The 11,923-nt window shown below is 65.8% G+C and carries 12 protein-coding genes and 1 pseudogene; 7 read left to right on the plus strand and 6 right to left on the minus strand.

Annotation, left to right across the window (positions count from 1 at the left end):
- Nucleotides 1–808, minus strand: an 808-nt coding sequence (locus I6F12_RS36805; RefSeq protein ID WP_225158519.1) for an Hpt domain-containing protein, incomplete at its 3' end; no start/stop codon positions are given.
- 404 nt (nt 809–1,212) lie between these two features.
- Entirely contained in the window at nt 1,213–1,635 is a 423-nt protein-coding gene (locus I6F12_RS36810; RefSeq protein WP_225158528.1) for a response regulator, read from the minus strand.
- A 395-nt stretch (nt 1,636–2,030) separates the two neighbouring features.
- On the opposite strand from I6F12_RS36810, the gene I6F12_RS36815 reads away from it, so the two are divergent.
- The 4 genes from I6F12_RS36815 (at nt 2,031) to I6F12_RS36830 (ending at nt 4,555) form a co-directional block, all read left to right on the plus strand.
- Nucleotides 2,031–2,741, plus strand: coding sequence for a Crp/Fnr family transcriptional regulator (locus I6F12_RS36815; protein WP_225158520.1), 711 nt, complete (start codon nt 2,031–2,033; stop codon nt 2,739–2,741).
- Nucleotides 2,742–2,927: 186 nt separating this feature from the next.
- Nucleotides 2,928–3,626: a Crp/Fnr family transcriptional regulator gene (locus tag I6F12_RS36820; RefSeq protein ID WP_192893380.1), complete on the plus strand. Its 699-nt coding sequence runs from the start codon at nt 2,928–2,930 to the stop codon at nt 3,624–3,626.
- Between the two features lie 154 nt (nt 3,627–3,780).
- Nucleotides 3,781–4,155 carry an Hpt domain-containing protein gene (locus I6F12_RS36825; protein WP_225158521.1) on the plus strand — a complete coding sequence of 125 codons (375 nt, stop codon included), beginning with the start codon at nt 3,781–3,783 and terminating at the stop codon, nt 4,153–4,155.
- 151 nt (nt 4,156–4,306) lie between these two features.
- Nucleotides 4,307–4,555: a hypothetical protein gene (locus I6F12_RS36830; RefSeq protein WP_036024694.1), complete on the plus strand. Its 249-nt coding sequence runs from the start codon at nt 4,307–4,309 to the stop codon at nt 4,553–4,555.
- A 69-nt stretch (nt 4,556–4,624) separates the two neighbouring features.
- On the opposite strand, the gene I6F12_RS36835 is transcribed toward I6F12_RS36830, so the two are convergent.
- Nucleotides 4,625–5,254, minus strand: coding sequence for a helix-turn-helix transcriptional regulator (locus tag I6F12_RS36835; protein ID WP_225158522.1), 630 nt, complete (start codon nt 5,252–5,254; stop codon nt 4,625–4,627).
- 335 nt (nt 5,255–5,589) lie between these two features.
- On the opposite strand from I6F12_RS36835, the gene I6F12_RS36840 reads away from it, so the two are divergent.
- Complete coding sequence (locus I6F12_RS36840) at nt 5,590–6,753, plus strand: hypothetical protein (RefSeq protein ID WP_225158523.1); 1,164 nt, start codon at nt 5,590–5,592, stop codon at nt 6,751–6,753.
- A 557-nt stretch (nt 6,754–7,310) separates the two neighbouring features.
- Nucleotides 7,311–8,519, plus strand: a complete 1,209-nt coding sequence (locus tag I6F12_RS36845) for an EAL domain-containing response regulator (protein WP_225158524.1) — start codon at nt 7,311–7,313, stop codon at nt 8,517–8,519.
- Between the two features lie 48 nt (nt 8,520–8,567).
- Here I6F12_RS36845 and I6F12_RS36850 read toward each other — a convergent pair whose 3' ends face one another.
- Nucleotides 8,568–9,422: an NAD(P)H-dependent oxidoreductase gene (locus I6F12_RS36850; protein ID WP_225137439.1), complete on the minus strand. Its 855-nt coding sequence runs from the start codon at nt 9,420–9,422 to the stop codon at nt 8,568–8,570.
- Nucleotides 9,423–9,518: 96 nt separating this feature from the next.
- Between I6F12_RS36850 and I6F12_RS36855 the strand changes: the two are divergent.
- A pseudogene (locus I6F12_RS36855) lies at nt 9,519–10,445 on the plus strand (LysR family transcriptional regulator); the annotation flags it as partial.
- Nucleotides 10,446–10,527: 82 nt separating this feature from the next.
- Here the strand turns inward: I6F12_RS36855 and I6F12_RS36860 are convergent.
- On the minus strand, nt 10,528–10,812 hold the full coding sequence (locus I6F12_RS36860) for a hypothetical protein (protein WP_225158526.1): 285 nt from the start codon (nt 10,810–10,812) through the stop codon (nt 10,528–10,530).
- 97 nt (nt 10,813–10,909) lie between these two features.
- Nucleotides 10,910–11,770, minus strand: a complete 861-nt coding sequence (locus I6F12_RS36865) for a DMT family transporter (RefSeq protein WP_225158527.1) — start codon at nt 11,768–11,770, stop codon at nt 10,910–10,912.
- Between the last annotated feature and the right edge of the window lie 153 nt (nt 11,771–11,923).

Below are 11,923 nucleotides of genomic sequence, written 5' to 3' on the forward strand. Positions count from 1 at the left end.
GGACCAGCTCGGAGACCATGGTCATCAGGTGCTCCAGCGTATCCACGTTGACGCGGATCGACTGGTTGGCGATGCGGTCGCCCTCGCCCGCCATCTCGTCGGCCATCGACTTCTTCGGCGCGGCCTTCTCCTTGGGCTTTGCGGCTTCCTTCGCCACGGGGGCTTCAGCCGCGGGCTCGGCCTTTGCCTCAGCCTGAGCAACGGGCACCGCCGCTTCGATCGCGGTCTCGCGAAAGGCACGCTCGAGCTCGTCGAGCGAAACCTCGCCCGGACGCAGCGGGCGCTCCAGGGTCTGATCGACCAGCGTGCCCATGGTCATCTCCTTGGCGGGTGCGGACGCAGCGGCGGGCGCTTCCGGCACCAGCGGCGGCGCATCGGCAACGGGAGCAGCGCCGCTCGGCATCGGCTGCGCCGAGCCTGACATCGCCGCCATGCCCTGCTCGACCATCGCTTCCAACTTGTCGATGAGATCGCGGTCGTTCCCCTCCGGCTCGGCCTCGGTCGCCTCCAAGCCAGCCAAAATCTCCTTGATGCGGTCGATCGAGGACAGGATCACCGTCACCGCCTCGGCAGTCACAGGCATGCCGTCGCGGAATTTGCCCATCAGGGTCTCGCCGGCATGCGCCAGCGCTTCCAGCCGCGGCAGGCCGAGGAAGCCGCAGGTGCCCTTGATGGTGTGGACCAGGCGGAAGATGTTATCCAGGATCTTGGCGTTGTTCGGCTCCTGCTCGAACTTCACCAGCTGATTGTCCACGGTGTCCAGGCTCTCGCTGGTCTCCGTCAGAAACTCCCGCAACAGATCATCCATGAGCTACGCCTTACTGACCCGGGCCGCAAACGCGACGTCCGAGCCACCCTTGGCACGGACGGACGCCCTATTTTGGATCGTTAGACATCCCCTTTCACAGTCCCGTTAATTTCATCCTCCGTGCTACTACGGATTTTGAAGAGAAGTTTGCGGTTCTGCCGCGTGTTGCAGCGCTTTTCGGCAAAACCATCCCCGCGCCGCAACGGCGGGAGCCGCGCGGTGAACGAGCCACTAATCGCGCGACGCGGCGTGCGAGAAAGTCCTGCTCGTGAAGAACGATAGAGGCGGTCGAGGCAAGCCGGCCGCGCCCTCGTCGCGCGAGTGCTTGGGCGTTGCCGGATCTAGGCGGTCCACGCTCGAGGTAAACGAAGCGTTACCCCGCGGGGAAAGCGGCTCGTGTCGCGCTAACCGAGCTGCACGGCCGTGGCAATGTCGGAGCGGGGGCGAGGCTCTGCCAGACAATCGTTGATGGCGGCGAGCAGCGCGTGCGGCGTGAACGGCTTGCGCAGACAGCGCGCGGCGCCGAGCTCCAGCGCCATCCGCAGGAAGTCCGGCGCGGGCGAGTCCAAATTCGTGAAGGCGTAGCCGGACATCGCGATCAGCGGAATGACCGGAGCCCGCTCGTGGAAAATCCGGATCGATTCGAACCCGCGCATGTGCGGCATGAAGATGTCGATGATCATCAGATCGAATTGCTTGTGCTCGAGGGCGCGCAGTCCGGCTTCACCACCCTCGGCGATCGTCACCCGAAAATTGTTGCGCTGGAGGTAAACCTCGATGGCCATGCACACCATCGGGTCATCGTCGACGACGAGAATATGGCGCAGATCGTCTCGCCCGGATTGAGCTTCCCGTTCCGGCGATTCAACAATCGAACCGTGGGGCACGCCTTTCTCCTTTGCTTTCGATGAGAGATGAAACTAACATTTTTGCGGACGCGGCCGAGGCGACGCGAGCCGGCCCGATGGCCAGCGCGACTGCAATGCCTTCCGGCTCCTGAGGCCCCCTTGCCGCTTTTTCCCTGCGCAATCGTTGCAGGACGGCCGCCTCGTCAACGAATCAGTGTGCGCTTCTTAATTCCGCCGCAAATGAGACAGGCTGTCTGCCCTCTAACGGGTATATGGACGATACCACAACCTTTAGATTAGTATTTGCGCGCCGTGCAACTGAGTGACGAAGGCCGCCGCTCTCAGCGTCCATCGAACCCGCCGGATTAACCTGCATGACCGTGAGCGGCCGCCCGCCCAACCAGCTGCTGCAACTGCTCGATGCCGCGGATTTCGATCTGCTGCGTCCGCACCTCGCGACGGTTGAAATGGTCAGCAAATCTGTCGTGGGCGAGATCGGGACTGCACCGAGACATGTCTACCTCCCGCATGGTGGATGCGTTTCGATCAGGGTGAGCCTGTCCGAAGGACAGACGATCGAAATTGCGATGCTGGGCCGCGACAGCGTCGTGGGGGCCGGTGCGGCCCTTGCCGACGGCATCTCGCCGATGGACGCGGTTGTGCTGTTCCCAGGAGCTGCTTCCGTGATCGAAATCGGAGTTTTCCGCGCGGTCGCGACCGCAAGCGCACGCCTCCGCAAGCTGATGGTCCGCCACGAGCAGGTCATGCTCGCGCATGTGCAGCAATCGCTGCTCTGCAATACGCTGCATCCGGTCGAGGCGCGGCTCGCGCGTTGGCTGCTCCGCGCCCACGACCTGTCCGACGGCCAAATCCTGCCGCTGCCCCAGGAGGCGCTGGCGCAGATGATCGGCGTCCGCCGCAACGCGATCTCGCTGGTCGCGCATGCGCTGCAGCGCGCCGGCATCATTCACTACAGCCGCGGCCAGATCGAGATCATCGATCCCAAGGCGCTGCTGGCGACGTCCTGCGGCTGCTATTCGGCGGTGAAGGCCCATCACCTGCGCCTGATGGGAGTCGTGGCGTGACGGGAGCACGATGCGATCTCTGTGTTCCGACGTGCACGCAGCGTCGGTGCATCGCCAGGGCCGGACAACTTGTCTCAATTGCCAATATATCCCGCCGCGAGGATGATGGAACTTACCCGCGCACCGCGTGAGTGCAGGCGTGCGATTCCCAGGTGCAAGGGTACGGAGGAGGCAGCTTTGGAAAGCATGGCGCGTCCGTCCAACGGTTTCCTGTCCGCACTGTCGGCAGACGATTATGAGTTGATCCGCCCGCACCTGCGAACTGTGGATCTGCCCCACGGGGCGGTGCTGGTCGAGACCGGCGAGACGCTCATGCGCGCCTATTTTCCTCACCGCGGCGTCATCTCGCTGGTGGTTGAACTGGCCAAAGGCGAGCATGTGCAGGTCGCCATGATCGGCCGTGGCAGCCTGCTCGGAACGCTCGCCATCGAGGGTGATGCGTGTGCGTTGAACACCGCCATCGTGCTGGTTCCCGGCGCCGCCTCGGTGGTGGATCTGGACCGCCTGCGCATGGCCGCCGATCAGAGCAGCGCCCTGCGCACGCAGCTTGCGCGTCACGGGCTGGCGGTCTACGCCCAGGTGCAGCAAACCGCGGGCTGCAACGCCGCTCATCCGGTGGAGTCGCGGCTGTCGCGCTGCCTGCTGCACACGCATGACATGTCGGGCGAGTCGCGTCTGCTGCTGACACAGGAGACCATGGCTCAGATGATCGGGGCCCGGCGCAACAGCGTGTCGCTGGTCGCCAACTCCCTGCAGCAGGCCAATTTCATCCACTACAGCCGCGGACACATCCAGATCACCAACCTGGACGGGCTGCGCCAGACGGCGTGCGAATGCTACGCCGCCGTGAAGGCCCAGTACGACCGGCTGCTCGGCCCGCCCTGAACGCCGCGGTCGCTTGGTAAACCGCGGGCTAATGCCGGCCTGCAAACACCAGCCATCCTGCTACCAGAACTGAAATTCGAAGGGCGTACACACGCGACATGCCTCGCGCGGCGGCGTGCCGCGCGACACGAACCGGGATCAGGGCAGGCAAGACATGTTTGACGTCACCGTCGCGCCTGCGAAGGCGCTCGATGCCGAACCCGCGCGCGAGCCGCGCGCGTACGAAGCGCTGGTGCGCGAGATCGGCGAGGACGGTGCCGGCGAAGTGCGCGACGTGTTCTGGAGCGATACCTGCGCGCGCCTGCAATTGCTCCGCACGCTCTCGCCCGCGCAGCACCACGCCAGGATCGCGCGCGAAGCGCATTCGTTGAAGAGCGCGGCCGGAACGTTCGGCTATCTCAGGCTCGCAGCGCTGGCGCTGCGGCTGGAGAAAACCGCGGAAAGCCTCGGCGAGACCGAATTCCGCGCGCTGCTGGACCTGATGGATGCGGCCTACGCCGCCGCGCATGCGCAGGAGCCGCAAGGCTAGCTGGCTTGGGATGCGCGCTCGTCGCGCTGCTTCGCGTGAAAACGATCCGGACTACTCGCGCGTGCATTCCCGCCGTACTTCTACGGTTTGCGATTTTCACAGATGGCTAATCATAGCTGGCGATAGTCCCGGAAAACCAGGAGGGTTTTCCATGTTCACCTACGAGACCGCAGACCAGAAGGAGGTTCGTCGCTTCCGGATCGCACAGTTCAACGGCCGGATGGCGACGGTGAAGGCCGGCGAGTCGACCGTGACCGGTTTCGTGCGCTCGGTGCTGGAGCAGGAATCGAGCATGCCCCCCCGCTGGACCATCACGATCATTCCGAGCGCGCCGAAGGAAGAGATCAAGCCGCTGCGTCCCACCTCGCGCGCACGTCCCTTCGCCGAAGACTATTTCTGAGCGCCACGGATTTCCCAACTTTCGAGATAGGCGTCGGGTCTCGCCCGACGGCGGGCGACGGGCCCGGCCTCAGTCGATCGAATGCAGCAGCGCCGCACGGACGAGGTCCGCGGTGTTGCGCGCACCGAGCTTGCGCATCGCCTCGGCGCGATGGCTCTCGAAAGTGCGCGGACTGATCTGCATGCGAAGCGCACCCTGCTTGTTCGAGTAGCCTTCGCTGATCAGCCTCAGCACCTCGCGCTCGCGCCTGGTCAGCCGCTTCTGGCCCGACGGGCCGATCAGATTGGCGCTCGGCGGCCGCGGCGGTTGCAGCACGCGGACGGCCTTCGATTCCACTTCTTCGGACGGGCTGGGTAAGCCGCCCTTGGAGCCGCCCTTGGGCGGGCCGGCGAGCTGCTTGACCAGGCCGCAAACGCGCTCGGTCTGGGCCAGCGCGTTCTCCACCACCCGCTGCAAATAGGCGCGATCGCCGGTCGCGGGGACGAGCTGATCGCTGTGGTGCTTGATCTCGCCCATGTAGAGCAGCAGCGCGGTCAGGGGGCCATTGAGCTCGCGGGCGATGGCAGCCGCCATTTCGTCGGCCGCCTTGGCACGCAAGGCGCTCAGGCGGGCGAAATCGAGCTCTTCAGCTGAAGCAGCGCTGCTCTCGTGCCATGCCGACGGCCGCGAATCGGTGGCCGTATCATTCTGTGACCCCATGTCACTCGTTTAGCGGAACCGGGGCGGCTCTGTGATTAACTTTTTGCTCCGTATGACTACGGTGATTTAGACGGTTTTACGCTGAAATGACGACTTCGGCACAATTTGTGCTTGCGCGGTGCCGCACGCGACCATGCAGCGGTTGAGTTTTCTGCCGAAATCGTGGGGTGGGAACGGGAAAGCTCCTCGGGGAACGCCTTGCTCCGACATCCACCCCCCGGATTTTACGGATTAATTAACGGCGACTTGCTTCTCTAGGGAGGTTGAGAGCGCGCAAATGCCTCCACGCATTGGGCCCGCAAGCCCGCGGGCCACGCTGCGAAAGATTGCGTGCCATGGACGAGATCGACCGGCTGTCGGAATTTCTGCAGAGGCTGACGCCGCTGTCGCGCAGCTGTCTGCTCAGCGAGCTCGAACGGCTCGAGCTGTGCGGCATCGACATGCCGGGTTCGGCCGACATCCAGGCCCGCTTGCGCGCCGAATTCCGCAAGGACGGATCGACCCAGGCGCGCGCCACCAGCCCGTCGCGCTATTTCTTCGCGCCGCTCGAGCTGCTGCTGATCGATGGCGCGCCCGAGCATGCCAACATGGGGCGGATCTCGCGCAATACCCTCACCCCGATCTGGGAATGGATCTGCCGCGACCTGCTGCCGACCATGGCGCGCGACTACATCAAGGCGATCGGCGACCAGGTCGCGGCCAACAACCCGAAGGAAGTCCAGAAGATCGCCTCGACCTTCCAGATCAAGGTCGTCAAGGTCCTCGAGAGCACCCTCGCCTCGCCCGAGAGCGCCGAATCCGCGCGCGCCAAGCTCGGGCAATATACGGCCTCGCGCACCGCCTTCGACGACGTCGTGAAGATGCTGCACGTGTTGCGCGCCGGCGATGCACTGCCGAAGTTCAACGCGAAGCTGCCCGACAAGATCGCGAAGTTCGACGACGGCCAGGTCGCCCAGATCACCGCGCAGCTCGACGCCTTCAAGAAGGCCCATCCCCAGGCGCTGCCCTTCGCGCTGGCACTGGTGGCGCGACGCCTGAGGACGTCCTGGCAATTGGTGCGGCTTGCGACCCGAGCCGCTGCGAGCAAGGCCGCCGCAGACGTCGCCGCCACGCCCTATGCCTGCGTCGTCCACATGGTTCTCGACCGGCTCGACGACAAGCGTCTCGCGCTTCGCGTCGCGCTCCGGCACAACCGGGTGCTGATCGCCCGCGACCTGCTCGCCGACATCTACGACACCGAATATGCGCTCAAGGTCCGCATCGACGGCATCGAGCAATGCGAATGGGGCGTCCGCCTCCAGCAATTGATGGACGCGATCGCGGCGCTGGTCTCCGCAGAGGTGAGCCGCTTCCCTGCCAATGTCGGCCACATTCTCGGCTCGCGGCGGCTGCGCAGCCACGATACGCTCAGTGGCAAGCTGAGCTATCTGGCCTGGAAGGGACGCGACGCGATGCAGGACGGTGCGGCGGCGTTCCGCAAATTGATCGGGCAAACCTAAAGCGTTTGAGCATGATCTTTCCGGAAAACCGCTGCACACTTTTCCGGATCATGCTCTAGACCCGGTTCGGCCGCGAAAAGCCACGATGCGCCGCGCGGCTAGCGCGGCAGGCACAGGAAGCGATCCATGAATCGCCCTGACAGCACGAACCTGAACCACCAATACATCATTCGCCGCATCGACATAGCTGTAATCCTCGACAGCCCTCCACCGGCTCGGGGGAGCTTTTAGCGCGAGCGCGGCAACGCGCGTGTGATGTGCTTCACATTCCCGGCCGCCGGCACGGACCCGTTGTCGCATGACCGTCACGAGCGAAAGGCGGCGGTGCGCGCATCGCGGGAAGACGCAAGCGTGAAAGCCGCCGCCGATTCACGTTGCGCCGGCTTCATCGCCGCCGCGGGACAACCGCGCGCGTGCACCCAAAGATTTCGTCGACAAATTAGCTCGAATTGCAGGGCTTAACGTTACTCAGATAATTCAAGAACGATGTGAAGCTCTCCTTATTTGAACCCACGCTCCGCGTTTAAGAAACCGTCACGGAACGGGAGTGGTGTACGATGAACGATGGGATGATTGAACTCGTCGGACGAAGGCCTGTGACCTTCGGACGGCGAAAGGTGACGCCGCGCGCCTGCGTGGCCGACAGCAAGCGTCACTTGCGCGCGTTCCTCAGCGAGATCCTCGAGGATCTCGGCTTCGTCACCTGCGAATGTGCCAGCGCCGACGAGCTGAAGACGGTGCTCGCGAGCGAGTTGCCGGACCTGATCCTGCTCGGCGTCGCCGCCGACGGCATCGAGCCGGGACGATTCCTCGAAGTCCTGGTGCGTGAGGCATTTGCCGGCAAGGTTCTCGCCGTCGGCGCCCGCGATTCGATCATCGTCAAAGCCGTGCGGCAGGTCGGCGACGAATATGGCCTTAGCATGCTGCCGCCGCTGACCACGCCCTTTGCCGCGGAGACGCTGCGCGAGCGCGTTGCCATGCTGCTGCCGGAGGAGCCGGCGCCGAGCCCGGCCGTGCATGTCGGCGAGGCCTTGCATGCCGGCTGGCTCGAGCTCTGGTACCAGCCCAAGATCGACGCGCGCACGCTGGTCCGCAACGGCGCCGAGGCCTTGGTGCGGATGCGGCATCCGACCTGGGGCGTGGTGCCGCCGGCCTATTTCATCCCGGAGCCGCACGATCCGCATTTTCGCGAGCTGTCGGAGTTCGTGATCGATCGCGCCGTGCAGGACTGGCACTATCTTCTCGAGCAGCAAAGCGCGGTCAACCTGTCGATCAATCTTCCCGCCGCCTATCTCAGGGAGCCGCAGGCGGTGCGCGATCTCTGCCGCCGCGTGCCGACGCATCCGGCCTTCGGCGGACTGACGGTCGAGATCGACAGCGAGGAGGCAATCCGCGAGCTCGATTTCCTGGCCGAGGTCGCGCGCGAGGTCGGCCTGCACAATATCGGCCTGTCGATCGACAATCTCGGCGCCAACTGGCCGTCGCTGATGGAGCTGGACAAGATTCCCTTCGTCAAGCTGAAGGCCGACCGGCAATTCGTCACCGGCAGCGGCGGCGATCGGCTGAAGCGCACGGTGTGCCGTCACATCGTCGAGCTGGCGCAGACCTTTGGTGCGCGCGCGGTGGCGCAAGGGGTCGAGAGCCGCGCCGACCTCGTTGTCGCGAACGAGATCGGCTTCGATGTCGTGCAGGGCTTTCTGTTCGGCAAGCCGATGCCGCTGAAGAAGTTCGCACGGAGCGCGCTGACGCGGACGGTGATGGGGTGAGCGCGCGCGTTCCCGGGCCTTGAGAGCTGCGTCCGTGCGATCCCGCAACTACGCCGTTGCCGCGCGGAGATCCGCCGTCGACCGCATCGTGCCTAGCTCGCCCGGCGCGCCGCCTTCGTCAGCGGGATCGAGGTGGAGCGCGAAGCCGCGCGCTCCGGGAGACTCGAGCCCGGCGCGGAGCTGCATGCTCGGAATGACGTAATCGCCGCCATTCTGGCGCCGATAGGGAATCGGCAAAGTTGTCGCAAGCGTTCTCATCCGCTCGCGCAGGCGTTCGGCCGTCGCGCCGAAAGCGGCTTCATCGAACCTGTCGGCCTGATAGGCCACGAACGGCGGCAGGACGTCATATCCGGGATAATAGAGAATGCCGTGATTGATCGGAAACAGCAGGTCGTCGATCGGCCCGTTGACCCCGCGGGCGGAATAATGGTCCTGCCAGCCGCCGGCGGTCACGATCAGCATCGCGCGTTTGCCGGCCAAGGTCCCTTCGCCGTAACGGTCGCCCCAGCGCTTGTCGCTGTGCTCGCCGACACCATAGCCGAAGCCGTAGGCGAACACGCGGTCGACCCAGCCCTTCAGGATCGCGGGCATGCTGAACCACCACAGCGGAAACTGCAGAATCAGAGCATCCGCCCACAGCAGCTTCTCGATCTCGCCCTTGACGTCGGCAGTCAGCGTGCCCGCCTCGAACGCCTGCTTGGATGCCGCGGCGACCGCGAGACGCGCATCGACCGGCAGCGACGGAAAGTCGCCGCGGTCGACCTCGGACTTCCAGCCCTCGGCATAGAGGTCGGAGACCCGCACCTCGTGCCCCTGCGCCTCGAGCTCTCGGACGGCGACATCCCGGAGCGAGCCGTTGAGCGAGCGCTGTTCGGGATGAGCATAGACGATCAACACTTTCATGTTCGGGCACCATTGGATTGAGGATTGTGGCTCGGCAGATAGCGCGGTGGCCCGCGATCCGGTAGACGTAGCCGATGGATAAGATTGTGCCGGAAAATGGATAGGCCGGAGGTTACGCTCGAGCGCATGCGCAGCTTCGTGCGCGCCGCCGAGCGCGGAAGCCTGTCCGCGGTCGCGCGCGAGCTCGGGGTCGGCCAATCCACGGTGACGCGGCACATTCGGGAGCTGGAGCAGGCGGTCGGCGTGCCGCTGCTCACCAGGACCACGCGCAGGGTCACCGTGACGGAGGAGGGCCGCAATTACTACGCCGACTGCGTACATGTCCTGCGTCTGGTCGAGCAGGCCGGCGACGAGGCGCGCTCGACGCGCGGCGCGCCGGCCGGAACGGTGCGGGTCTCCTGCACCGCGGCGTTCGGCGTGCTCCATGTCAGCCGCTTGATCTTCGCCTTCCAGGACGCTTATCCGGAGGTGTCGGTCGACCTCAGCCTGACCGACGAGCGGATCGACCTCGTCAGGGAAGGCGTCGATGTCGCGCTGCGTCTGGGGCCGCTCGCCGAAAGCTCGATGAAGCTGAAGTCGCTTGGCCAGTCGCGGCGGCTGCTCGTGGCCGCACCGGACTATCTTGCCGCGCGTGGCCGGCCTGCGCGCCCGCAGGACCTCGCCGATCACGAGGGCGTTCGGATGTCCAACATCGCCGGCAGCGATGTCCTCGTGCTGCAGGGGCGCCGCGGCGGCCGTCATGCGATACCCTTCACCGGGCGGCTGCGCCTGGATCACGGGCTTGCCGCGCGTGAGGCGCTCGCGGCCGGCCGCGGCATTGCGCCGGCGCATCTGTGGCTGGTCAGCGACCTGCTCGCGGACGGTAGGCTCGAACGCGTGCTGCCGGACTATTCACCGCCGCCCGTTCCGCTGAACATGCTGATCGTGCCGGAGCGGTCCGGCATTGCGCGCGTACGCCTCCTGGTCGATTTCCTCGCCGGAGAGATCGCGCGACTACCCGGGATCGAAAGGCCCCAATCAGGGCTTTCTGTTCGGCAAGCCGATGCCGCTGAAGAAGTTCGCGAAGGCCGCGCTGACGCGAACGGTGATGGGGCAGCAGTGAGGCCTAGCGGCAGACCCAGACGCCGTTGACCAGCACGCGGACGCAGGCTGGCGCGACGACGGCGGCTCCTGCGGCTGCTGCACCGACGGCGGCGCCACCGACCACGGCACGGCGGGTCGTTCGACGCGCGACGCCCGCGACACTCGCCGGCGTCGCCGGCCGCCCGACGCGGGCTTCTGCGCTCTGGATCGAGACTGAAAGCCCGTCTTCTGCCGACCACTGCACCGAGCCCAAGGCTGCGCAGACAACAACGGCGCCGGCCAACCACAATCTGGTACCCTGTCGCATGACGTCCTCCCTCGCTTTTGATGCATCTAAAGGCATGACACCGCGCCGGGACAGGCATTGATCTAGATCAAGGTTTGGCGACGCGAGGCGACAGGCCTCAGGCATAGCGCCGTGCGAAGAAGACGCAGGCGACCACGATTGCCGTCGCGGCGATCATGCTTCCTGCGACCGGCTCGCCGAGCAGGAGGCCGGCGAGCGCCAGCCCGAAGAACGGCTGCAGCTGCTGCAGCTGGCCGACGCGGGCAATGCCGCCGATGGCGAGCCCGCGGTACCAGAAGATGAAGCCGACGAACATGCTGAAGACGGAGACATAGGCGAGCCCGATCCAGGCGGGCACACCGATGCCGCTCCAGGCGGGCGGCCAGGTCAGCACTGCGAGCACCAGCATCAAGGGCAGCGCGAGCAGCAGCGCCCAGGAGATCACCTGCCAGCCGCCGAGGCGGCGCGACAGCGCGGCGCCCTCGGCATAGCCGAGGCCGCACAGCACGATCGCGGCCACCATCAGCAGATCGCCGCTAAGCGAGGCCGCGCCGTCACCGCTGAGGGCAAAGCCGGCCACCGTGGCACTGCCGAGACCCGCGAACAGCCAGAACAGCGGCCGCGGCCGCTCGCCGCCGCGCAGCACGCCGAAGATCGCGGTCGACAGCGGCAGCAGGCCGATGAAGACGATGGAGCGCGCGGACGTGATGTGCTGGAGCGCGAGCGCCGTCAGCAGGGGAAAGCCGACCACGACGCCGATGGCGACGATGGTGAGCGAGGCGAGATCTCCGCGCTGCGGCCGCGCCTGCCGGAGCACGGCGAGCACCGCCGCCCCGATCAGCGCCGCGATGACCGCGCGCGCCGAGGTCAGGAACAGCGCCGAGAAGCCCCCCACCGCCACCCGCGTCGCCGGCAGCGAGCCGCTGAAGATGATGACGCCGAGAAGCCCGTTGCCCCAGCCGCTGGCGGAAGAGTGCATGTTGGTCTCGCTTGGTGGGGGGCGGCGGATCGGGTGCCGGGGCGGTTGAACGCTTCGCGTGATGGCATGGAGCAACAAAAGTTTGAAAACAACCCCATGCACAGTAGACGGGGGTTGCAAGATCAATGGGTTAGGTGGGGGGCTGGACGAGGT

The sequence above is a fragment of the Bradyrhizobium sp. IC4059 genome (assembly GCF_020193615.1).
In the GTDB taxonomy this organism is placed as follows: domain Bacteria; phylum Pseudomonadota; class Alphaproteobacteria; order Rhizobiales; family Xanthobacteraceae; genus Bradyrhizobium; species Bradyrhizobium yuanmingense.

Excerpts from the sequence above, each read along its gene's own strand:
- I6F12_RS36830 (WP_036024694.1), top strand. The coding sequence starts at position 4,307 with ATGTTCACCTACGAGACCGCAGACCAGAAGGAGGTTCGTCGCTTCCGG.
- I6F12_RS36845 (WP_225158524.1), top strand. The coding sequence starts at position 7,311 with ATGAACGATGGGATGATTGAACTCGTCGGACGAAGGCCTGTGACCTTC.
- I6F12_RS36815 (WP_225158520.1), top strand. The coding sequence starts at position 2,031 with ATGACCGTGAGCGGCCGCCCGCCCAACCAGCTGCTGCAACTGCTCGAT.
- I6F12_RS36840 (WP_225158523.1), top strand. The coding sequence starts at position 5,590 with ATGGACGAGATCGACCGGCTGTCGGAATTTCTGCAGAGGCTGACGCCG.
- I6F12_RS36850 (WP_225137439.1), bottom strand. The coding sequence starts at position 9,422 with ATGAAAGTGTTGATCGTCTATGCTCATCCCGAACAGCGCTCGCTCAAC.
- I6F12_RS36865 (WP_225158527.1), bottom strand. The coding sequence starts at position 11,770 with ATGCACTCTTCCGCCAGCGGCTGGGGCAACGGGCTTCTCGGCGTCATC.
- I6F12_RS36860 (WP_225158526.1), bottom strand. The coding sequence starts at position 10,812 with ATGCGACAGGGTACCAGATTGTGGTTGGCCGGCGCCGTTGTTGTCTGC.
- I6F12_RS36835 (WP_225158522.1), bottom strand. The coding sequence starts at position 5,254 with ATGGGGTCACAGAATGATACGGCCACCGATTCGCGGCCGTCGGCATGG.
- I6F12_RS36820 (WP_192893380.1), top strand. The coding sequence starts at position 2,928 with ATGGCGCGTCCGTCCAACGGTTTCCTGTCCGCACTGTCGGCAGACGAT.
- I6F12_RS36825 (WP_225158521.1), top strand. The coding sequence starts at position 3,781 with ATGTTTGACGTCACCGTCGCGCCTGCGAAGGCGCTCGATGCCGAACCC.